Raw genomic sequence first — 23,896 nt, forward strand, 5'->3', positions numbered from 1 at the left:
TCCCCCCTTAAACCTACTTATTTAGAATAATCTTATAAATTTCTAATATCTCATCTAAGGATAAGTTTTCTAAAGGCTTCATCCTGTATTTAAACATAGATGATATTAAGCTTTCTCTCTCATTAATTATTTTTTCTAGCTCTACATCTGTAAGTTTAGTTTCACTATTCATGGTTACATTTGTACAGTTAAAAGTATTATAGTGAAAATTATAGGTTTCTTTGAACTTATTAAGATGCAGTTGTAGAATTTGATCTGAATTTAAGTGACTAGTCAATTTTTTATCTCAATAAAATTATCTTGAATAGTTTTTTTAATATTACCTTTAATTTCTTGTAAATCTCCACTTATACTTTTTTCATTTTGAAAATTACCCATAATCATTCTTCTTTTAAAATTACTACTATAATAATAGTTTTTTAATATAAATTTTATGCAGTAATTATTAAATTTAATTTATTTTCATATTGACATACTTAAGATTCTGCATCGCTATCATTTTAAAAGATTTAATTTCACACAATTCAATTGTTAACTATTCTATTTCGCGCTACACAACCATTTTGAAAGGAGATAAATATATGAATATTTATGATTTTAAAGTTAAAACTATTGATGGATAAGATGTTACTTTAGAAAAGTGCAAAGGTAAAATTTTAGTAGTTGTAAATACAGCTAGCAAATGTGGATTTACACCTCAATATTCTGATTTAGAAAATATCTATAAAAAATATAATGATATGGTGCTAGAAATTTTAGGCTTCCCTTGTAATCAATTTGCTGAACAAGAACCCGGTAATAGCAATGATGTAAAAGTATTTTGTCAGTTAAACTATGGTGTTACCTTCTCATTATTTGAAAAGATAGATGTTAAAGGACGAACAGCTCATACACTATTTAAATTTTTAAGTGGTTCTGAACCTTTCGAAGGTTTTGACCTAAGCACTGCTAGCGGAAGACTACTAGATAACATCTTAAAAGAAAGATATCCTGAGTATATTATAGGTAATAGTATTAAGTGGACCTTCACTAAATTCTTAATAGATAGAGATGGAAATATAGTAGATAGATTTGAGTCTCCTGTAGAACCTATGGATATGATTCAAGAAATAGAAAAACTTCTATAAGTCAGAGGTTTTTAATATGAACTATGAAAAATTATATATAGATAATCAACTATATTTTGCTTTGTATGCTTCTTCAAAAGCTGTAATAAAAAGTTATAAGCCTTTACTAAATGACCTCGGTATTACTTACACTCAATATATTACCCTTTTAGTCCTTTGGAGAGAAGATAATATAACTGTAAAAGAGTTAGGCAAGAAACTTTATTGGGATTCTGGAACCCTTACACCTGTATTAAAACGACTTGAATCCTTAAATGTAATACAGAGAATAAGAGATTCTTAAGATGAAAGAAATGTATATGTAAAACTAACAGAAAAGGGGTTATTAATGAAGGATAAAGCTTCAGAAATACCTAAAAAAATGTTCTGTAGTGCTGGTCTTTCTATAGATAAAGTATTAGACTTAAGAGAAAAACTTAAATTTTTATTAAATAATCTACAATAATAAAAACAAGCTAGGTAAAAGTATTTTAACTTACACCTAGCTTATATTTTTATTTTCTATATCTTAACTAACAGGAATAGCTTCTTTTAGTGTGAACCTCTGCTTTTAATATTTCTTCTTTTTCTTGGAGAATTTCATTACCTAATATTCCTTTAGAAACTTCTTCAAATCCGATTCTATCTACCATATCTCCAAATCTTTCTCCAGTTTTTCCACTTTCTCTGTAATACAAAATTGTTTTTTCTATTATATCCATAGCCTCATCATAGGAATAAATACCCTCCAGTGCTTCACCACGTCTTGGCGTTTTACCCCATTTTCCACCTATAAATAGTTTTACGCCCTTTTTTTTACATTCTACTGAATCAAAATGACATTTATCTATGCATAATCCACAGTTTGTGCACTTCTCCCTGTCTATTTGAAGCTTTCCATCAATGACCTTTGCTGCTCCTTTTTTACAAGCTTCTTCCACTGAACATTTTTTGCATCCAGAACATAAATCGTCATTACAATCTGGTACTCTTTGACCCATTATGCCAAAATCATTTAAGTCTGGCTTTATACAGTTGTTTGGACATCCACCTATCCCTATTTTAAACTTATGTGGCAAAAGTACATCGTAATATCCTTTATAAAATCTTTCATGTATGTTTCTTGCCAATTTTTGTGTATCTAAAAGTCCAAATATACATACGGTTCCTTTGCATGATACTATTGGTCTAACTCTTGGACCTGTTCCTCCAGACTCTAATCCTGCGTCATTAAGCTCTTCTTTTACCTTTGGGATATCTTCAAACTTTATCCATGGAATTTCTACTGTAAGTCTTGTAGTATAACTCATATATCCTCTTCCATATCTCTCAGCTATTTCAGAAAGTTTTCTTGTTTCCTTTGAATTTAAGTTTCCATCCTCAGTAATTACCCTACAAGCAAAGTGTATTCCATCTCTTTGTGGAAGAAATCCTTGCCCCTTTAATTTTGATTTTTCCTCTGATGATGCGTTTATTGCCATTACCCTCACTACCCCTCTTTATTTTATTGTATTGATACTCTAATTTCTAATCTTTCTGCCGACTTATCATATTCTTGTAATATTTTCATATTTATTATATCTCTGTTATTTTACAAAGTGAACTTAAGATTAGTTATAGTTAAATAAAGATTCTTTATACTTGTAATAATTTAAATTAAAAATAGATTCTGAATTAGAATATATTCTATTCTAATTCAGAATCATCGCATTGCTTTTTACAAAATTCAATAAAGTTCTTTATAAAATCCATATTCGAACTTTTTAAATATATAAAGTTAAATTCTCTTTTCATTTTCATATTTTTTATTGATAAAGCTTTAAATTTTTTACTCATCAATGTTGAATTTAGTGCTTCCTTTGATACCACTGTTGCTCCAAGCCCAGATTCTACTAAAGACAAAATTGCTGTTATATCTCCAATTTCCATATAAGGGGTAATATTTTTAGGTTCAAATCCTTGCTGCGCCATATAATCTTCAAATATCTGTCTTGTTCCAGACCCTTTTTCTCTTAGTATAAGTTTTTCTGAAAGAATCTCCTCTATTGTTATTTTCTTTTTCTTAGCAATCTCATGGTTCTTTGAAATAGCAAATACTAGTTCATCATCTTTAAATTTTTCATATATAACCTTACTTTTATCAAATGGACCTTCTATAACACCCAATATAATTTCACCACTAAAGAGTTTTTGGATTATATTCTCCGTGTTTTCTACCTGAAGTATTATATCTATATTGTTATTATTCATCTTATAATTTCCTATGATAGGTGGAAGCACATATCCCCCTATTGTAAGAGTTGCACCTACATTATATCTCTTTATAATAGATGATTCATTTGAAAGGTGTTTTTTTGCTAACTTACTTATTTTATCAATTTCTAAGGCATACTTGTACAATATCTTTCCTGCTTCTGTAAGCTCCATGTTCTTATTCTTTTTCTCTAATAACTTCACATTGTAATATTCCTCTAAAAGCTTTATGTGATGAGAAATTGCAGGTTGAGTCATATTTAATATGCTGGCAGCCCGTGTAAAGTTCTTTGTATCAGCCACAGTAATAAATGTTTCAAGCTTTATATCAATCACAGCTTCTATCCATTCCTTCCCAGTTTACTATAAGATACTCTAATTATACTACGTATATCTATAAAGTTCCAATTCATCATATTGAATACTCTAATCATATTTTAGTTAATATTCCACCTACCTATATCTTCCTTAATAAAAGTCGATCTTTATATTTCTATAACAAACTTTTATTTATTATAATTAATGCTATTAATATCCATATTAATATAATAATTCCACCAACTATGTAATTTTTAGGTCTTCCTTCCTTAAAAATATTTTCAGCTTCAAGTTTGCAACTTTCTATAACTTCTTTTGGAATGAGTTTTAAAGATAACCAAATGAGAACGGGTAATAAGATAACATCATCCAAAAATCCAAAAATAGGTATAAAATCCGGTATTAAATCTATTGGACTAAAGGCATATCCTACAGTTATTGCTACTACTACCTTTGCATACCATGGTGTTCTTCTATTTTTATATACAAGATACAAAATATCTATATATGTTTTTAACTTTTTTGCCCAATATTTTATCTTTTCTATCATAACTATTTCCCCTCACCCACTTATTTAAATTATCAACACATAATTCTAGACTATCAAATCTACTATATAAACAGTTTATTTTATCAACTATTCATATGCAATAGTTACTTTGCACAGAATGATTTTTGTACTATAAGAAGAGCCATGGTAGAATTTAATATTCCTCAAAGGGAAAATAATATTTACAGATTAGTTTAATTATAAATGTAAAATTAGCCCTAACTTTGTGGTAAAATATTCATATGCCTTAGTAAAATTGATTATCGCCATAGGAGGAATAACATGAGTTTAATAACTAGTAAAAATTATAATGTACACTATTATGAAGTAGATGCCAAAAAAAGAGCTCTAATTTCCACTATAATGAATTATCTTATGGACATATGTTCTGTACAATCTGATAGACGTGGTGTTGGTGTAGACTACCTAATAGCAAATAATAAAGGATGGATACTAACTCAATGGAATATAAAAATAAATAGATACCCTTTGTATGATGATGAAGTAAAAGTATCTACAAGAGCAAATTCTTTCTATAAATATTATGCATATAGAACAAACTATATTGAAGATAGTTTAGGTAACTTAATAGTAGATGGACGTTCTATATGGCTCTTAGTTGATACAACTAAAAGACGACCTATAAAAGTAAGTGATGATATGTATAATGCATATAATATATCTAAAGATGAAACTGAACGCTTTACTCATTCATCTTTGAAGCCTTTAGATAGTTGGGACAATGAAAAGGTCTTTGATATAAGGTATAGTGATATAGACACTAATCAACATGTTAATAATGTAAAATATGTAAGTTGGATAATTGAATCTATCCCATTAGATATTGCTTTAAATTATGAAATGCGTGAGATTACAGTAGTATATAAAAAAGAAACCTATTATGGTCATAGAATAAAAGTTCATACGAAAATTGAAAAATCACAAACTGGATATATGTGCACTCATGACATCATAAATGAAGATGGAGATGATTTGACCTTAGCTACTACCTATTGGGAATAAAATATAACTTTATAGAATAAATTCTAAACTTTAAAATGGTATCATAGCTTCCAATATCTATGGAAATCTATGATACCATATATCTTAAAATACATGATTATTATTGAGTAATTCTTTGTTATATTCTTCATGTTTTTCAATTAACTTCTTTAGTGGTTTTCCCTTCATCATATCTATTATCATAGGTGATAAAATTGAAAGTCCATCCCGATATCCTAGATTTATATGTTCATTTAATGTACTTTGCCTTATATTAACTGTACCTACTCCACTTACTGCTTCTAAATGCATAGACGGATATATTTCAATAATATTGCAATCTTCAAATCCTGTTCTATCTAATTTATGCTTATAAGATAAATGTACAACTATAATAACATCACAATTATGGTTTTTAAGAGGAGCTATTGGTACATTATCTGTATTTTGATAAGCATATTTAGGGCTATTTATACCTCCATCTGCATATCTATACTCATTTATATTTATAGGCTTAAAAATAAATGGTACTGCACAGGACGCAAGTACAATATCTATAAGTGCCTCATTGTCATAATCATTCAATCGAAAATACTCAGGAGTTTTCAGGTCTATATTATATGCACATGCATAAAGAGTTTTTCTTGATTCTTTAATTACTTTGAAATCAACATACTCCTCAATAAATCGGCGTATACCACTCTGAGAAAGCAAGCCTATATCACTTACCTTAAGTAGTTCATTAAACTTTTGCTCCTTACCTATATTCTTAGCTTTTTTTATTAACTGAGAAATCTTTAAATCTCTTGCCAAATTTTCATGATTAATAAATCTAGAATAAGTTAGACTTGACCAACTTTTATCCATTATGCTATTGTCATTCATAGATAATAGAAGTCCATTTATTGTACCAATAGATGTTCCTGATACAACGGAAACTCTTCTTATTATGTCTAACTCCCAAAGAGCTTTAAATATCCCTGCCTCATAGGCGCCTTTTGCACCGCCACCTGCTAATACTAGTCCTATATTTAAATCAAATAACCTCTTTATTTCCTCCATACTTTCCCTCTTAACTTATAATTTATTCATTACTACATTATACTCTAATCATACAAACTAAAATAAACCTCTAGATGATATTATCTATTTAAGACTTTAAAGGTATCTATGTAAAATTACCTTCATAGTGTATATGTGTATCTATCTTATTTTTATATATTTCCACTTTCCTGTTCTAAACCTCATATAAACAAAGAACCACCTTACGAATTGATCCATAAATACAGCTATCCATGCTCCTGCTAATCCATATCCAAGTATATTTACAAACAAATGAGCTAGTACAACTCTTATTAATAATACTCCAACAAATGTAGCAACTAATGGCCAGAAAGTATCTCCTGCTCCCCTTAAAGCTCCTGCTAATATAAGTTGTGATGATTGAAATGGTTGGACTAATGCTATTATTTTTAAAGCTACAGACGCATTTTGTATAATCCTAGGGTCATTTGAATATAAACCTACAATTTGTGGACCCATAAAGAAGAAAATTATAGCCATAAAAGTAGATATCATGGAACCAATCTTTCTTGTTTCCTTGGCATAACTCTCAGCCTTTGAAAGTTCTTTAGCTCCTATGTTTCTACCTACCAAGGATGAAGCTGCAATACCAAAAGCTTGTCCTGGTTGAAAAGAAAGACTCAATATATTTAATGATATTTGATGTGATGCATAAACTACAGTTCCCAGTCCTGCAACTATCCTTACAAACATAAGTACTCCAACTCTTAAAACTAACTGCTCGAGAGAAGCTGGTACCCCTATCTTTAGTAGATTATATACAATATTTTTATCAAATCTAAACGGTTTTTTAATATCTAATTTAATTATACTTTTACCTTTTATAATATACCTAAATAAAAGTATACTTGCTATTACATTAGATATAGCAGTAGATATTCCTGCTCCAGTAACACCAAGTTTAGGAAGCCCCAAAAGACCATATATAAGAACTGCATTGCCAATAACATTTAAAAAATTAGCTCTTAAATTTATTTTCATAGGTGTTTTCGTTTCACCAATACCCCTTAGTGCTGCAGATATTGACATATTAAAAGATTGAAATATAAATCCAATCATAATAATTCTAAAATAGCTTTCACCTGCTTGTAAAGTATCACTTGCTGCTCCCATAAATTTCATAATAGGTACTGTAAAAATTATTCCTAGTACTGATATAGGTATAGCTAACATTATCAAGCTTAATAATATTACATGCTTTAAAGTAGTTTCTATTTTTTCAGTTCTATTAGATCCTAAGTATCTTGCAATCATTGCTGTTCCACCAACATTTAAAGCCTGTACAAGAGACAACCCAATAAATAATGGTTGGTTTGTCATACCTACAGCAGATACAGAAGCTGCTGCTAATGAACTATTCCCCATTCTTCCAAGCATCATCATATCTACCATTCCAAAAAGTGATCCCATAAGAAGCTCTAAAAGAATAGGCCATGCAATATTAATAACATCAGCTCTTGTAGAATTTTTCAACCGCAAAAACAATTTACTCTTTTTACCATCTTCATTTTCCTTTGAAACAAACATTATCATTCTCCTTTGCAAGTTAATTTAATTTAAATTAAAGACAATACTTCTAACGCATACCTTCTTCACATAACTTATTCCATATTTGCTCTTTAACATAATGAATTTCTTCTAATTTAGTATTAAGATTTATTATAGAATTTACAGATATAAACATGCCTGCTAGCACAAATATTATAATACCAGTAGTTAATAAATGAACTACTTTTGTAGGTATTGCTTTTACAAAATTATCCATTTAGCGATGTATAACATCAATAAGTACAATACATAGAACTCAAAATAAAAAAGAGTTCTTTAAACAAACTCTCCCTCTAATGCTAAATTTATACTCAGAATAATCCCACCATCTTGTGTTAAACAATTTTCCATAATAAAACTTGTAATATACTCTATAATAGTTGTAGAAATCATACCAATAATGAATTGTCAAAATAATTAATATACTCTAAATAATATTATAACATATAAATATATTCTTGTTAATCTGTTCCATTATATATAATTATCTTGTAATTATTATAAATAATTTATACATTTCTATAATTAACTATTAATTATATTATTTTTAAGTATGTTTTAAATTTACTTTTTTATTATCTAAAAAATTAGAAATTCCTTGTATTTAGTTCATATTTAAAATAAAATCTATTTATTAGGTTATAATTAAGTGGTTGTATACTACTATTAACTTTATTTTTAATTTAATTAGATCTTTAAATTTATCTTTACACTTTATAATACTTATATTAAAGGACGTGAAAACATGTTAGATGAAATTTTGAAATACAATAAGGACTTTGTAGAAAATAAAAGATATGAAAAGTATATTACAAGTAAATACCCAGATAAAAAAATAGCCATAGTTACATGTATGGATACTAGACTAACAGAACTACTTCCAGCTGCCCTTGGATTTAAAAATGGCGACGTGAAAATTATTAAAAATGCTGGTGGTTCAATATCCCATCCCTTTGGAAGTGTAGCTCGTAGCTTACTAGTAGCTATATATGATTTAGGGGTCGAAGAAATTTTTGTAATTGGTCATACAGACTGTGGTGCACAACATATGAATAGTAAGAAAATCATTGAAAAAATGAAACTTAGAAATATTTCTGAAGATCAAATTAATTTAGTTAAATACTTCGGAGTTGACTTTGATTCATGGTTAAGTGGATTTGATAACGTTAATACTTCAGTAGCTGAAACAGTAGATATTATTACAAAACATCCTCTTATACCAAAGGATATTAGTGTATATGGTTTTATTATGGATTCCATCACTGGAGAGTTAAACCCAGTATAAATTATGAATTTTATTAATAAACAGAAAATCCTAGATACCCTTGATTTACCTTCTAATTTTTTATAAATCAAATAAAATATAATGGCTAGTCAAACTTTAAATTCTTGACTAGCTATTATACTAATTTATCTTTTATTATTACGCTTTATTAATGCATATAATCCACTAAAAGCTCCAAAGAGTATTCCAGTAATAGGGAATACAATCCAACAAATATCCCATCCATCAAATCCCAAACCCCAGATCAAAAATATGACTGTGGCAATTGGCCATACAACTGATGCAACATCACCTGTAACTTTATTATTTTCCTTACCTTTTGATGAATATTCTTCAATTTGTAAAAGTGCATTATAACTATTATTTATATTTCCAACTCTTATAAATATAAACACTGCAATAGCTACCATTATTAATAGTACAATTGCTCCATAAGTAGATATTATGTCGTCATTATATCCTCCAATTGCTGATATACCAATTAACGCAACAGGTGACAGTACACAAAGTGTAACTCCAATTATATTTAATTTAGTAAAGTTAGATGAGAATTCTTCTTTTTTAACTTTTACTCTTTGCTGCACATGTAGTGGACATATGAAATCTTCTTCTAAATACTTATACTTGTCAAGTTGAGTACCAGCATAGATAAATAGGCCTACAGCAATAGCTATAAAAATAAATAATGGGATAACACTGAGTCCTTCTAAAGTTTCCACATTAATTTCTGTACCAAATACTCCACCTATTATAATATTATGAGTAAACATTAGCATTGCTGGTGCTAATATACATAATATAACACCAACAGCAATCAACTTACCATATTTAACTTTATCTCTCATGTAATTTTCTGCTTCTTCCATGGTAACAGTATGAATACTCTCTATTGGTTTTCTATTTTCAATTCCCAATTCCATTATTAACTCATCAATATTTCCAAACTCAGAAATTACAATTCCAATAGCTTCATTTTCTGTCTTTCCACTTTCTTTAAGCTCCCTATACTTTTCCTCCATATTTGAAAGTAATTCTTCTTTCAATTTTATAATTTCTGCTGATTTTGGTAAACTTGAAAAAATATTATCTAAATAATTTCTAATGGTCTCCATACTTCTCCATCTCCTTTATAAATTTACTCATTACTTCTTTAATAACCTTCCATTCTTCACATTTTTCTTTGTAGTAATCGCGTCCTTTTTGTGTGATTCTATAGTAAGTTCTTCTCTTTCCAAAGGTCTCATCTCCATAAAAAGATTCTATATATCCGTTGTTTTCCAGCCTTGTAAAGGCAGAGTATAATGTGGTTTCTTTTATAATATACTTTTCCTCTGATAGTTTTTTTATCGTTTTAGATATCTCATATCCATAAGACTCTCTATCTAGAAGAGTGAAAAGAATTATAGTATCATTGTATCCTCTAATAACATCGCTACTTATCAAATGTTATCCTCCTCTCTTTACCTACTACTTACCTATTTTATAGGTAACTATGTCTTTAGTGTATATTATGAAATTACTATGTCTATTGTACTTTGTCTGTCGTAGTAATTATAATATACCATAATTACTACGACATGTGAAGTACTTTTTCCAAAAATTTTAAATCTGTATCTGTATTTAGATATAAAAATACAGCAGATAAATATGCACAAAGCAAATCCATCTACTGTAACTTTTGATTTTAATTTTATTTTATAATACAATGATCCGAAATAAAATGATCTTCAAAATCTTATACTACCCTATTCTAATTTAATCATATTAATTTATTATACATATACTATTAATTAGTGTAACTATCTTATGCATTGTATTTTAAGTTATTTATATTATATTTTACTATGAATAATCCAATAAACAAAGTAATAAATTCTGCAGCTGGTATGGTAGACCATAACCCATCTATACCGAATATTTTCGGAAGAATACATAAATTAATCAATACTAATGCAAAGCTCTTTATTATAGACATTGTATTTGATATCTTGGCATGATTAACTGCTTGGAAAAATGATATATTAACCATATTAATTCCCATAAAAATAAATGCTGAGAAATATATTTTCATACCTCTAGCTGTAATTTCAATAAGCTTTAAGTCTGAGTTATTAAAAAAGCCAATTACTTCTCTTGTAAAGATATTTCCTACTAAGAAAAACGCTACTCCAAAGGCTAATGCAATAAATAGAGCTGCTTTTCTAGTTTTAATAACTCTATCATAATGTTCAGCTCCAAAATTAACACTTACTATTGGCTGAATAGCTTGGCTTATTCCAGATAATATAGCAACTCCAATTAAAGCAATGTTACTAATAATACTGTAAGCGGCTACGCCAATCTCTCCTATCATATCTATTAAAATATAATTAAACAGTATTATAACAATAGCTCCAGATATCTCAATGAATGAGCTTGATACCCCTACCTTGAAAATGTTTGTAATATATGGAATCTTAATTAAGTTATATTTGAATCTAAGATGTCCAGATTTTTTAATAAATTTAGTAGCTATAATTATTAAAGTTACTATTGGTGCTATAGCAGTTGCTATGGCAGCACCTCTCATCCCCATGTCAAGTACAAAAATAAATACATAGTCAAAAACCACATTAAACATGTTACCAGTAATTCCGGCAACCATAGAAAGCTTTGGAGCACCATCATTTCTTATAAATGCTTGTAAAACTCCTGATAATATAAAATTTATCCCTGATAATAATATTATTTTTAGATATTCATCAGAAAGCCCTAATATTTGTTGTGAAGCTCCAAACATTATAGCAACATCCTTTGAAAAGATATATCCCAAAATAGAAATACTTAATCCAATTATAATTGCTACAAAAATGGATGTATTAAAGACCTCATTTGCTTTTTTATTGTTCTTTTTACCCATATTAATAGAGTATAAGGTAGCTCCTCCCATTCCTATTAGAAGTGATACTGCATTATATACATTATATATAGGTATAGCAATTCCTAAAGCCGAGAGTCCCTCTTTTCCAATTCCTTGACTTATAAATATAGTATCACAAAGAATATTTACTGAAGTTGCTAGCATAGCTAGTATGCTAGGAAATAAAAATTTTATTAATAATTTTTTTAATCTCATTTCTGTTAATTCTACAAAGTTCATAATATCACCTACTTAAAATAATTTATCTGATGTGTAATTAATGTTACACTCTTATCCCTCACAAGTTAATATTCTAAACCTTATAGTAACTATAATGTCAATAGCCTATTTTAAAGGAATTTGTATTTCTGTTAAATACTCTTCTTCCTTTGAAGAAAAAGCTGAATCAGTTATGGTAAGAACTATGCCATCTCCAACACTCTCTAGTCCATTTATATCCATAAAATTTATGAGCTTATTAACGTAACTTTCTGCATAATCATAGAGTCCTCTATAAATTATCCTTGCATATCTTCCTTTACGCAAAGTTCTTATATTTTTATGGTTAAAAATGCCATGATCAAAAATTAAAGCAATATCTCTAAAGGTAATATACTTTTTATTTAAGATATCTTCTTGTGAGATAAAAGCTCCTATTCTTCCATCAAATAAACAAAGATTATCTCCCAATCTATTACTTAATTCTTTTATTCCATATTCTACACTATATATATCTGTTCTATCATTTAAAGAAATATATATTATATCTCGATCTTCTAAATCAACTATTTCACATTCTTCAAGTCCAGCTTCTTCTATACTTTCTTCCAAAAACTCAAGTTTTTTAGATATACTTTTTTTATATCTTTCTAAAAGTTCAATTTCCTTATCTATGTCCTTCTCTTTCTTATTAAGGAGATCAATTAGTATTTTAAGATTTCTATTTGAAAAATACTTTTTTATATCCTTAAGGGGCATTCCGAGCTTTTTTAAAAATAAAATGGAATCAAGTTGAGCAAACTGTTCAATATCATAATATCTATATCCATTCTCTTCATCTTTATGTCTAGGCTTAAGTAATCCAATAGAATCATAATACCTTAGGGTCTGAGTTGATATATTGTGAATCTTAGCCATTTCTCCTATAAGTATCTTTTTATCCATTTCATCCTCCATAAGTTATATTTTCAAACGTAATTTTCCCTATAAAAATATATAAATAGTTATATAGAGAACTATTTATATATTTAACTAGTTAACTAGTTGTTGTGGTCGTGCAGATTTGAGGGATTTATATATATTTACTACATTATACCTAATTTATCTTCATTTTTATCGCTAGGACATGCTCATCAATAAATGGTTTGCCTTCACTTACCCCTACAAAATCTTCTCCAAACATTTCGTATAAGTTTCCTGAAATATTGAATTCAGGTAAACGTCCAATAATATGCTCACCATCAGTGATCATAGCCATCTGAACCGGTGAAGCAAAATTTCCTTCACTAGTAAAATCACCACCACTTGCTGCAATAACAAGAATAGCTAATTCTCCATTCAACAATTCCTTTAAGGTTTTACCACTTGATTCGATAGAAAGCATAGCTCCACTTAAAGCAGGAACTTCATCATAGCTTCCACTAGCAGCTCCTGTTAAAGGCATAGAAAATTCTATTGAACTTTTCTTATCAGTATAAGCACTTTTAATTACACCTTTTTCAATAAGATTATATTTATCATTTTCATTTACAACACCTTCCATGTCAAAAAACGGTGTATGAAACATCTTATCCGTACTATCTTGATATATAGTAACCTTCTCATTAAATGCTTTTAAATTCATTTTTTCATTAAATAATGATGTACCTCGACCTATAGCCTCTCCATTTAATTCTTCTTCAATCTTTCCTAATAGTTCATTTTCTTGAACTATTACAAGATTCTTTTTCTTTTCTGGAAGATCTACTTTATTTCTATATCCTTCTATCATTTCCTTAGCCATTATCAAAATAGTTTTGTCATCTAAATATCTACTTTGTTTAAATATCACAGTATCAAAAATATTTAAGGAATCCACATGTTTTATTAAAAGTTCTATGTCAATAGTTTTATCATAATTAATATAGCGAAGTCCAGCATCATTGGTCATTGATATCTCTGTTTCAACCATATTAATTTTATTACTAAAGATAAAATCAGGATACTCCTTATGCAAAGTGTCTAAAATATTTTCCATATTACTAATAAATTCTTTATCACTTATATTTAGTTTCCTTAAATCTCTAATACGTTTCATATCTTTTTCTGGCTCAGAGATATATGGAACTTTAGCTGATAAATTGGCCTCTGCTCTTTTCCATGTATCCTCTGTAGGCTCTCCTAACGTGCCTGCAATTCCAATATAACCATTGCTATATACCCTACATCCACTTTTAGTAATGGTCTTCTTTCTTACAGAATCAATTCTGCTTTGAGTCACATTTAAGGATGTTTCTTTTATTATTTTCTTATATAATTCCTTTATCATTTCCTTTATCCTCCTATTGAACCACTATGCCATTAACACGAATATATGGACCACCAAAGCCTACACTAAGTGGATGCTGTTCCATTTTCCCACAACCACCAAGAACAAAAGAAAGTAACTCCACATCCTTTGAAATGCCATCAATATTATAAAGGGTACTCATAACATTACCACTTATTACAGAAATTCTAACTGGTTCTGCTAACTTTCCATTACGTATCATATATGCTCTGCTTGGTGCAATGGTGAAGGTTGTCATTCCAGAGCCATGATTTATACCATCAATGTATATTCCTTCTTTAATCTCCCCTATTAGTTCCTCCTTAGTTAAGTTTCCAGCTCCTATATAAGTAGTTGTCATACGAACAATAGGCTCAAATTCAAAATTCATAGCACGAGCATTTGCGGTAGGTTCTTCTTCTAAAAGAGCTGCTGTATAGCTACTGTGCAGTCTTCCTTTTAAGATACCATCTTTAATAATGTAATTCTCTCTAGCTCTACATCCCTCATCATCAAAAGGAACGTATCCTGATCCTTCTAATAAACCTGTATCTATGATGTTTAAAATAGGTGCGCCTACTTGTTTACCAATAGCCCATTCTCTTTTCATCACTTCATCACCAATCATAAAATCCGCTTCACTTTTATGCCCAAAACTCTCATGGGCAAATACACCTGTTGTAACAGGAGACAGCACACATGTATAAGTATCAGGCTTAACTGGTACAGCTTCTTTGTTATATTTTATATCTTTTTTAAGAGTTTCTAGTATCTCATTTTGATGATTTGGTAAATCTTCAAACTTCATTTTATATATATCTTCTCCTCCGTTATAAGGTATATTGTTATTTTTTATAGTATACCTTACTGCTATAGCACAATTTTGTATATCGAAGGTAACATCTGTGCCTTTACTAGAAATAATATGCTTCACCATATGATTATCTAGATAAAACATTTTTGACACTTGTACTTCCTTTTCTTCTTTTAGTATAGGAATATAAGTATTAAGCATTTCTAATTTCTTATCATTACTAATTTTAGAAATATCACAGTCTACATATCTTAGACATGTCTCTTTATTTACTTCTATTCTCTTTACTACTGGGTGTTCATCAATATTAGGATTAAGTATAGCCATTCTTGCCAATTTATCAATCTCTTCTTGTAAATGATCAACTTCTGTGGTTGCACTATAATACCATCTATCTCCGTCAAAAATACGAATCATTGCACCTTTTTCTGTACTCACTTTATTTTGTTTTAGCTGAAAGTTTTCTAATGCAATCTTAGTTTTGATAACTGTCTCAATTCTTACATCTGTATATAGGTTTTTAGGGAATAGGTACATTATTTTACACCTCACTTAAATATTATACTTTCTATTTTTCAGTAATGTTGTATAGTATTAATTTAATATTACCTCAAGCAAATGTAAATTAAAAGAATTATTTCAATTATTTAGATTTGCAATATCTATATTACTCAATCTAAACAAAAAATGCCACAAATTTGTGACACTTTCTTTGTTACTATATTTTAAAGGAAAAATCTTTTATACATTTTTTAATTGCTTCTTCCGTTGATAAAAAATGTATATCATATTTCTTAATTTTTTCATTAACTATTCTTATATCTCTATGTCTATCACTATTTTTAATCAAAAGTTCTTCAATTCTACTAGTTAAATTCAATTCATTAAATACAATTTTAGCAATGTCATAAGCACCTAAATCATTTTCACTACCGGCATTATATATACCTTCAGGTAATTTGAGTATCTTATCAAAAGCTTCTATTAAATCATAAACATAAGTTATCCCCCTATAGTCATACTCTGGGAATTCTATTTTTTTATTTTCCATAGCACCTTTTATAATATTCCAAATTATACCAGGCTTTATTTTCTTATTTCTTTCTGGTAAACTAAAAAGCCATGTGATCCTTAAAATAACTGCATCATCTACTAATTCTAATATCTTTTTTTCAGCTTCTATTTTATGAGAAGCATATACTGTTTTAGGAGTTAAAATACTTTCCTCATTGTGTGGACCTAAGGAGTTATTATTGCTATATACCTGATCTGAGCTAAAATATATCAATTTACTATTAGAATTTTTACATCCCTTTGCTACATTTATGGTTCCTTTAACATTTACGTCATAAGATGACTCTGGATTTCTTTCACAAATTCCAGTATCTGATATTGCAGCAGAATGTATTACATAATCTGGATTATGATTTTCTACAATTTTAATAGTTTTCTCTTCATCAGTTATATCTAATTCATTTCTTCCAAGTGCTACAATATTATACTTATCCCTATAGTATTCTATAAACCTTGAAGCAAAAAATCCCTCTGATCCTGTAATTAATATTTTATCCATTTTTATCCCCCACTCAATCAAAATAACATTCTTATATTAATAATTCTAATTTGATATTTTTCATGATTTTTACACTTATTTTAATATCTTAAACAATTTTTTAATCAATATAAATATTATATCATTTCATTGAAATTCTTTCCAAGCTTATTCCATTTCTTCATGTTTTACTTATAACACTTCTACAATTGCTTTAAAATATATTAATAGTTCCTGAATTTTTTCTTTCAATGTATATAATCTATTTATTAATTCTAAATATATTGTATAATATTACATATATTATATTTATTGAAGGAGTGATATTATGAATGAAATTTCATATAGTAAAAGCGAAAATAATTTTATAAATAAGACCTTATTATATATGGCCATTGGATTAATTATTACCTTCGCTGTAGGTTACTTTATTTCTACTAATGTTTCTATGATGATGTTAATCTATAGTAATTCTGCTTTCATATTTGGTATTATTATTATAGAATTATCTTTAGTAGTTTTGTTAAGCAGAAAAATTAATAAACTATCTGTTCAAGCTGCTTTTGCAATGTTTATAACCTATTCCATAGTAAACGGCCTTACGTTTGGTGCTATATTCACTATCTACAGTCTTGAGTCTATCATAAGTATTTTTGTGGTAGCTTCTGCTATGTTTTTTTGTTGTAGTATGATAGGTATGACCTCCAAAAAGGACTTATCAATGGTAGGTAGAATTGCAATAATGGGGGTTGTTGGAATATTATTTGCTAGCTTATTTAATATTTTTATAGGTTCTGATCAGCTCTCTATGCTAGTTAATTATATTGGTATTGCAGTTTTCTGTGCATTAACCGCCTATGATATGCAAAAGGTTAAATTAATACATGAACAAAATTATGGTTACGATGCTGCTACTACAAATAAGTTTGCTATAATCGCAGCTTTAGAATTATATTTAGATTTCATTAACTTATTTGTATACTTGATACGCCTTTTAGGTAAAAAGAAATAAAATTTAAAGAGTCCAACTTACATTCTAGATGTAAGTTGGACTCTTTAATATTTCTTCTGCCATTGTTTTATCTTCTATCATCATGTGCTGAAAAATCCAATCTTGTATACTATCCTTAATTTTCTTTAATTCCTCACAAGGATTTTCCTTTAATACTGATAGATCAATATTCATAATCACCTTTTTTAACTCCTCATGGGATTTTATATGTTCTTCATAATTAGAGTAATTAGCTTTTTTCATTATTTTCTCTTCTTCATAAAAACTATAAGAAATATAATCTCTAAGCTCACATATTATATCAATAAGAATTTTAGAATCTACTGTAGCACACTTTGTTATCAATAATTGTTCTATGTTACGAGCAATTTTAAAAAGTTCTTTATGCTGTTGATCAATTCTCTCAATATTGGTATTTAAATCATCTTGCCAGTCAAATTTAAAGTCAAACATTCCATATACCTTCTTTTTATTTTATAAATATATAATATTTTATTATAAAAAAAACACTTTATCAACGCAAATAATTTCTTATATAGGAAAAATATGTGATTGAAATTCGTAAAATTTAAAATAAAAACTAGTAATTCCATATTCATTTTTTATTATGCTAATTCTACTTTAATTCCGTTGACCATTTTTGAGAAGACCTAAACTAAAAATGGATATATTTATTATTTTCTTTCATCTTTTCAAACTAACCTTTCATAAAATAAATTACATACTAAGATTTATTTTTTGAAATAAACCCTATGCAATAGACACTTCCAAAGCGCTAAGCTATAGGGTTCATTTTAATCTTAATATTTAACAACTTTACTTTTTACTCTTTAATTAATGTATAAGTATTTAATTCACCTTCAGGGGTACCATTAAAATAGCTAGTTCCATTAATATCATATCTAATTGCATAGGTTATACCACCGCCGCCGTCTTTTATTCCTTTTATTTTAACTTCACCTACTGCTGGAACAATAATTTCCTTTGGTTTATGTCTAATCATAAATGCTTCCCCTAATGGAGCATCGTCTACAAGTACTTGTACATAGTCGCCATCCTCACCGGCGTAATCCCAAACCCAAATTTTAGTATCATTTGCATTAGATTTATGTGTAATAGTATAATCCTGTGCTTGAGCATTTTCATCCTTTGATAAGAGAACAGTTCCTGCTGAAATAGCTGTGGACACTCTATTTTTAAGGGCATTTTTAGCTGATTCTGAAGTATCTATTTTTGATATTCCTTCAGAAATAAGGAAACAGATTCCAAAAGAAATACATATCAATCCAAAAACCTTTAACGGCTTATCTTTTCTTTTTTGCTCAACTTTTTTATTAAATTCATCATTATTTTCTTCAATTACATTTATTTTTTCACATTCACTATCACCTTGAGCCTCACTATACTGATTTTCAGGAATATTTAATTGTTCACTTATATTCTCATTTGTATTCATAAAATCTTTCTTAATCTTATCATTACTTTTTTTAAAACTATTTTGTTTATTACTCATAAATTTACCTCTCATTAATGGTTTTTGCTGGCTTTGTCTTGAAATAAATGCACATTGCTAATCTACAAATAACTACTTGTAATATCATCAAAATAAAAAATACAGTATGACGAGTATCATTTTGTGTTTGATAACCAAAATTTAATATTAGAAGTCCAATACAAAGAATTATTAGATTAACATAGAATATTTTTACAAATGAATATAACCATGGTAATACTCTATACATCTTCCTTAGTGGTGGTACAAGAAGAGATACTCCAGTAAAAAGCCCACACATACCTATAAATAAACCTGCTGTATTTTGACCAGCAAACCCTGAACTTCTAACTGTACTAACATCCGTTAAAAAAAATATTGGCATAAACGTTAGCATTAGTAAAATTAAACACATAGGAAAAATAAAATAAATAGTAGCAATTATATATCCTAGTAAATTTTTTAATTTTTTCATCTCATCACAACCTTTCTATATCAGAATCAATTATTGTAATTAAATCCGCTTTTGTTAAATCCATATCCGTACTTAACCTCATTGCTTGGTTATTCACTGCCTTTTCATACAAGTTACGTACATAGCGTCCATTTCCAAACTGTGCTTCAAGTCTTACTATGTCAAATATATCTTTAAGTTTATCTTTAGCTAACGAATCAATTTCATATCCTTTACTCTTAAACAACATTCCAGATATTTCTATTAGCTCGTCTGTAGAGTAATCTTCAAATTTTATTATATTAGGAAATCTTGATTTTAATCCAGCATTTACATTAAGAAATTCATCCATGTCATCACTATATCCTGCTAATATGATAACTATTCTATCTCTATAATCATCCATTAGTTTTACTAATGTATCTATTGCTTCTTTTCCAAAATCATTAGTTCCACCCTGTGAAAGTGAATAAGCTTCGTCAATGAACAGTACACCGTCCATAGCTTCCATGACTTTTTCCTTAGTTTTTATTGCTGTTTGTCCAACATATCCTGCAACAAGTCCAGACCTATCTGTTTCTATTAACTTATTTGTTTTAATGACACCTATATTATATAAAACATCTGCTACTGTTCTTGCAACCATTGTTTTTCCTGTTCCAGGGTTACCCTTGAATATCATATGCAGCGTCTGCGTATTATCTGCTGCAAGCCCAAGTTTTTTGCGTTCTCTTTGTACTCTAAGTCTTGCATTTAAACTACGTATATACTCCTTAACTTCTTCAAGTCCTATAATTTTAGATAATTCACTTTCTAAATCAAAGTTAACTATTGATTTATCTTTAGGTTGTATATCTTCACTTATAATCATATTCATTTCATTTACAAGTATATCATTCATTGCAATTCTTGCTGATTGCTTTCTCATTATATCTTCAATATAATTCCTTACCATACGTCCATTGCCAGAATGTTCATTAGACTGTTTCTGCAATGAAATAACTTCCTCCTTGAGGAATTCACCAGCTCCATCTCCTAGCCTAAAACCTGTATCTTTAATCATCTTTAAAGCTATTTTAAATAACTCATCTGCTGAATAATCTGGAAAATTTATATTAAGTGGAAATCTAGATTGAAGTCCAGAATTAGTTTTTAAAAACTCTTCCATCTCTTTCTTGTATCCAGCAAGAATAACAATTATTTCTCCTCTATAATCTTCTATGAGTTTAACGAGAGTATCTATTGATTCCTTTCCAAAACCACTGTTATCATTTGCTAATGCATAGGCTTCGTCAATAAATAAGATACCCCCTAAAGCAGATCTAAATACCTCTCCAGTTTTCTTAGCTGTTTGTCCTGCATATTCTGCCACTAATCCACTACGATCAGTTTCTATTAAATGTCCTGATTTTAACAAGCCCATCTCTTTAAACATATCGGCAACAAGTCTTGCTATTGTTGTCTTTCCAGTACCTGGATTCCCGCTAAAAATCATGTTTAAAGCTTGTGATGTATCTACAATCATTCCTGCTTTTCTACGTTTTTCTTGTGCGATTAATAACTTATATTGAGTTCTCACAAACTCTTTAACATTCTCAAGTCCAATAACCTTAGAAAGACTTTCCTCTAAATCAAACTTACCTACTTCTTCAAATTTAAAATCTTCGTAACATAATAAGTCCATTGGTGCGTTAGTATCTACTATTAATCTCTTAGATTGATTAAGTATAGCCTTTTCTATTACATTTCTAGCAAGACGACCATTTCCACTATCATTTTTGCCCTTAATTTGATTTTTTTCAAATAGTTTTATGAGTTGCTCTTTACAATCTTCTGAAACCTTATATCCTTTAGATTTTGCTGTAATAAATGAAATTTCATACATTTCTTCTGGTGTGTAGTCTTCAAAATTAATTAAATTTGGAAAACGTGACTTTAAACCTGAATTAGTTTTTAAAAACTCTTCCATTTCTTCTTTATATCCAGCCAAGATAACGACTAAATCCTCTCTGTTGTCCTCAATTCCTTTAACTAATGTATCTATGGCTTCAAGTCCAAAGGTGTCATGTTTATCTCTACAAAGAGCATAAGCTTCATCAATAAATAAAACTCCTCCCAAAGAAGATTTTATAATATCATTGGTTAATTTAGCTGTCTGTCCAACATATTGACCTACAAGATCAGCTCTAGTAACTTCTCTTAATTGACCTTGCGATAATATTCCAAGGGCTTTTAGATATTTAGCAACTATCCGTGCAATTGTAGTTTTACCTGTTCCAGGATTTCCTGTAAATATCATATGCATTGAAATATTAGTAGCCTTAAACCCAGCATTTTCTCGTAATCTTTGAATTTTCAAATTATCTTCAAGCCCAAAAATATACTGCTTTACAGATTCAATCCCTACTATACCTTCTAATTCTTTTTTAACATCATCAATACCAGATACATTCTTTTGAGGCATAATATCAATTAACTTTATAAACTCATCATCAATTTGCACCATTAATTCACTATTATTAACTGATAAAAATACATTATTATCTTCAATAGTATTTTTTAATTTAAATTCTGCTAATGGCTTATATATATTAGAATCAACAAAATCTCTCATACTACTTATTCCAGATACAACTTTGTAATTTGATATGATTAGTTCAGAAATAGCATCTTCATAGCTTATATTCATTGAAAGATTTTTACTGCATTTTATCTTTAAATCTTCAATTAGTATCAATGATATCTTTCTAAGTTCCTCATAATTAAAATTCTTAGTATGAAGTATGTCTCCTATGCAATTCATAAATTTTGTTCCAAAAATATTCAACATATCATTTTCTGATTTCTCTGATACAAAAATAAAATACTTATTATTTGAACTTATCTCACTTATTGAATTTTGTAAAAGCATTCCATTTGATTCAACAAGATTGTTATTTTGAAATACATATCTTGAACTAAGGGTATATTTACCAGTGGTTGTTAATAATTCTATTGCATCAATAATACTAGAATGACACTTATCACAATTATCAAACATTACAATATCAGATTCGCCATATAAACATTTATATAAGTCAGATAAAAATACTTCATAATCCGAAGTTGTAGCATACAAAGAAAGGTCTATTTTTAAAATATTATTGCTACTAATAATTCTCCTCTGTTTAAGCATATCTGCAATACAAGATATGCTACTATGTTTTCCTGTACTTTTATTTCCAAGAATAATAATAGCATTCTTAGGTTTTAAGTTGTCATATCCTGTTATAAATGGACGCTTAAATGCAGTACAGAGATTATCCAGATAATCTGTTTGTCCTACAATTAAGGTTCCAATTTCTTCTCTAATACTACTAAATACATCTACTATATCATCAGTCTTCACTTTGGAAGTGTCCTTATGTTGATATGTTGCTACATTTCCACTCTGTGATTCATCTAATTTATTAACTGGATTCTGTTTAGTAGTTTTATTCATCTCTCTGAAATTATTTTTAGAATAATTATTACCCTCACTATATACCTGTTCCATATTTTGAATTTTCTTTTCCTTATTACTTTTATTTGGCATTGCTATAAATCCGTGTTCCTTTACAGTTTCAACTATCTGTAACTCTGGAAAAAGAAAACCGATTATATCTTTTCTGTTGAATTTCACTTCTTTATACCCCCATATTTACTTTTTATAGTCTTTAAATATCTAGTTTTAAAATTTTATGCTCTATCTTTTAAAATTTAATTGTATATTTTCACAAAGAGTATACCTTTTCTCAATATTCAAAACATATTGTTGCAGCATACTGCTTTACTAATATACTTTCATAAAATTAACACACTATTTTAATCCTATATAATTATATGTACCACATTAATTATAGTTTCTAAAAATATCCTTTGTCAAATAATTATAAATTAGGTTATCCACCTTACACATACAAAAATATTACATTAAAAAGTGATATTCCTTCAAATTTATTATCTGCAAGAATATCACTCTT

The 23,896-nt window shown here is 28.5% G+C and carries 23 protein-coding genes and 1 pseudogene; 5 read left to right on the plus strand and 19 right to left on the minus strand.

From position 1 onward, the window contains the following. Positions 1–13: 13 nt before the first annotated feature. Positions 14–277, minus strand: coding sequence for a hypothetical protein (locus ABDZ93_RS16730; RefSeq protein ID WP_343827642.1), 264 nt, complete (start codon positions 275–277; stop codon positions 14–16). A gap of 304 nt (positions 278–581) precedes the next feature. Between ABDZ93_RS16730 and ABDZ93_RS16735 the strand changes: the two are divergent. Both ABDZ93_RS16735 and ABDZ93_RS16740 read left to right on the plus strand, forming a co-directional pair. After that, a pseudogene (locus ABDZ93_RS16735) lies at positions 582–1,127 on the plus strand (glutathione peroxidase). Between the two features lie 16 nt (positions 1,128–1,143). Then, on the plus strand, positions 1,144–1,410 hold the full coding sequence (locus tag ABDZ93_RS16740; RefSeq protein WP_343827644.1) for a MarR family winged helix-turn-helix transcriptional regulator: 267 nt from the start codon (positions 1,144–1,146) through the stop codon (positions 1,408–1,410). Between the two features lie 229 nt (positions 1,411–1,639). Here the strand turns inward: ABDZ93_RS16740 and ABDZ93_RS16745 are convergent, their stop codons facing one another. From ABDZ93_RS16745 to ABDZ93_RS16755, 3 genes are all read right to left on the minus strand, one after another. Then, positions 1,640–2,587, minus strand: coding sequence for a 4Fe-4S binding protein (locus ABDZ93_RS16745; protein WP_343827645.1), 948 nt, complete (start codon positions 2,585–2,587; stop codon positions 1,640–1,642). Positions 2,588–2,792: 205 nt separating this feature from the next. Further along, entirely contained in the window at positions 2,793–3,695 is a 903-nt protein-coding gene (locus tag ABDZ93_RS16750) for a LysR family transcriptional regulator (RefSeq protein ID WP_343827646.1), read from the minus strand. A gap of 157 nt (positions 3,696–3,852) precedes the next feature. Further along, positions 3,853–4,227: a YkvA family protein gene (locus tag ABDZ93_RS16755; protein WP_343827647.1), complete on the minus strand. Its 375-nt coding sequence runs from the start codon at positions 4,225–4,227 to the stop codon at positions 3,853–3,855. Positions 4,228–4,509: 282 nt separating this feature from the next. On the opposite strand from ABDZ93_RS16755, the gene ABDZ93_RS16760 reads away from it, so the two are divergent. After that, the gene (locus tag ABDZ93_RS16760; protein WP_343827648.1) at positions 4,510–5,250 is read left to right on the plus strand and encodes an acyl-[acyl-carrier-protein] thioesterase; all 741 of its coding nucleotides are present in this window, start codon (positions 4,510–4,512) and stop codon (positions 5,248–5,250) included. 84 nt (positions 5,251–5,334) lie between these two features. On the opposite strand, the gene ABDZ93_RS16765 is transcribed toward ABDZ93_RS16760, so the two are convergent. The 4 genes from ABDZ93_RS16765 to ABDZ93_RS20135 all read right to left on the minus strand — a co-directional run bounded on the left by ABDZ93_RS16765 (position 5,335) and on the right by ABDZ93_RS20135 (position 8,272). Next, positions 5,335–6,291 carry a patatin-like phospholipase family protein gene (locus tag ABDZ93_RS16765; protein WP_343827649.1) on the minus strand — a complete coding sequence of 319 codons (957 nt, stop codon included), beginning with the start codon at positions 6,289–6,291 and terminating at the stop codon, positions 5,335–5,337. 141 nt (positions 6,292–6,432) lie between these two features. Further along, positions 6,433–7,839, minus strand: a complete 1,407-nt coding sequence (locus ABDZ93_RS16770) for an MATE family efflux transporter (protein ID WP_343827650.1) — start codon at positions 7,837–7,839, stop codon at positions 6,433–6,435. 49 nt (positions 7,840–7,888) lie between these two features. Further along, the gene (locus tag ABDZ93_RS16775; RefSeq protein ID WP_343827651.1) at positions 7,889–8,077 is read right to left on the minus strand and encodes a hypothetical protein; all 189 of its coding nucleotides are present in this window, start codon (positions 8,075–8,077) and stop codon (positions 7,889–7,891) included. 39 nt (positions 8,078–8,116) lie between these two features. Continuing rightward, entirely contained in the window at positions 8,117–8,272 is a 156-nt protein-coding gene (locus tag ABDZ93_RS20135; protein ID WP_425544799.1) for a putative ABC transporter permease, read from the minus strand. Between the two features lie 333 nt (positions 8,273–8,605). On the opposite strand from ABDZ93_RS20135, the gene ABDZ93_RS16780 reads away from it, so the two are divergent. After that, the gene (locus ABDZ93_RS16780) at positions 8,606–9,145 is read left to right on the plus strand and encodes a beta-class carbonic anhydrase (RefSeq protein ID WP_343827653.1); all 540 of its coding nucleotides are present in this window, start codon (positions 8,606–8,608) and stop codon (positions 9,143–9,145) included. 125 nt (positions 9,146–9,270) lie between these two features. Here the strand turns inward: ABDZ93_RS16780 and ABDZ93_RS16785 are convergent, their stop codons facing one another. The 7 genes from ABDZ93_RS16785 to ABDZ93_RS16815 form a co-directional block, all read right to left on the minus strand. Then, complete coding sequence (locus ABDZ93_RS16785; RefSeq protein WP_343827654.1) at positions 9,271–10,257, minus strand: permease prefix domain 1-containing protein; 987 nt, start codon at positions 10,255–10,257, stop codon at positions 9,271–9,273. Next, positions 10,244–10,588 (minus strand): PadR family transcriptional regulator, encoded by a 345-nt coding sequence (locus ABDZ93_RS16790; RefSeq protein ID WP_343827655.1) that lies wholly within the window; start codon positions 10,586–10,588, stop codon positions 10,244–10,246. Before ABDZ93_RS16790 ends, ABDZ93_RS16785 begins: the two co-directional genes overlap by 14 nt. Before the next feature lie 361 nt (positions 10,589–10,949). Next, the gene (locus tag ABDZ93_RS16795) at positions 10,950–12,284 is read right to left on the minus strand and encodes an MATE family efflux transporter (protein ID WP_343827657.1); all 1,335 of its coding nucleotides are present in this window, start codon (positions 12,282–12,284) and stop codon (positions 10,950–10,952) included. 105 nt (positions 12,285–12,389) lie between these two features. Then, positions 12,390–13,208, minus strand: coding sequence for a MerR family transcriptional regulator (locus tag ABDZ93_RS16800; RefSeq protein ID WP_343827658.1), 819 nt, complete (start codon positions 13,206–13,208; stop codon positions 12,390–12,392). 151 nt (positions 13,209–13,359) lie between these two features. Further along, complete coding sequence (locus ABDZ93_RS16805) at positions 13,360–14,571, minus strand: metallopeptidase TldD-related protein (RefSeq protein ID WP_343827659.1); 1,212 nt, start codon at positions 14,569–14,571, stop codon at positions 13,360–13,362. A 13-nt stretch (positions 14,572–14,584) separates the two neighbouring features. After that, positions 14,585–15,922, minus strand: a complete 1,338-nt coding sequence (locus ABDZ93_RS16810) for a TldD/PmbA family protein (protein WP_343827660.1) — start codon at positions 15,920–15,922, stop codon at positions 14,585–14,587. 181 nt (positions 15,923–16,103) lie between these two features. Next, on the minus strand, positions 16,104–16,958 hold the full coding sequence (locus ABDZ93_RS16815; protein WP_343827661.1) for an SDR family oxidoreductase: 855 nt from the start codon (positions 16,956–16,958) through the stop codon (positions 16,104–16,106). Between the two features lie 307 nt (positions 16,959–17,265). On the opposite strand from ABDZ93_RS16815, the gene ABDZ93_RS16820 reads away from it, so the two are divergent. Further along, positions 17,266–17,949, plus strand: coding sequence for a Bax inhibitor-1/YccA family protein (locus tag ABDZ93_RS16820; RefSeq protein WP_343827662.1), 684 nt, complete (start codon positions 17,266–17,268; stop codon positions 17,947–17,949). A gap of 24 nt (positions 17,950–17,973) precedes the next feature. On the opposite strand, the gene ABDZ93_RS16825 is transcribed toward ABDZ93_RS16820, so the two are convergent. From ABDZ93_RS16825 to ABDZ93_RS16840, 4 genes are all read right to left on the minus strand, one after another. Next, entirely contained in the window at positions 17,974–18,402 is a 429-nt protein-coding gene (locus ABDZ93_RS16825) for a bacteriohemerythrin (protein ID WP_343827663.1), read from the minus strand. 370 nt (positions 18,403–18,772) lie between these two features. Next, positions 18,773–19,462, minus strand: coding sequence for a hypothetical protein (locus ABDZ93_RS16830; protein ID WP_343827664.1), 690 nt, complete (start codon positions 19,460–19,462; stop codon positions 18,773–18,775). A gap of 4 nt (positions 19,463–19,466) precedes the next feature. Beyond that, entirely contained in the window at positions 19,467–19,916 is a 450-nt protein-coding gene (locus ABDZ93_RS16835) for a hypothetical protein (protein ID WP_343827665.1), read from the minus strand. A gap of 4 nt (positions 19,917–19,920) precedes the next feature. Beyond that, entirely contained in the window at positions 19,921–23,556 is a 3,636-nt protein-coding gene (locus ABDZ93_RS16840; protein ID WP_343827666.1) for an AAA family ATPase, read from the minus strand. Between the last annotated feature and the right edge of the window lie 340 nt (positions 23,557–23,896).

It is taken from the genome of Clostridium subterminale (assembly GCF_039521425.1).
Taxonomy (GTDB): domain Bacteria; phylum Bacillota; class Clostridia; order Clostridiales; family Clostridiaceae; genus Clostridium_J; species Clostridium_J subterminale.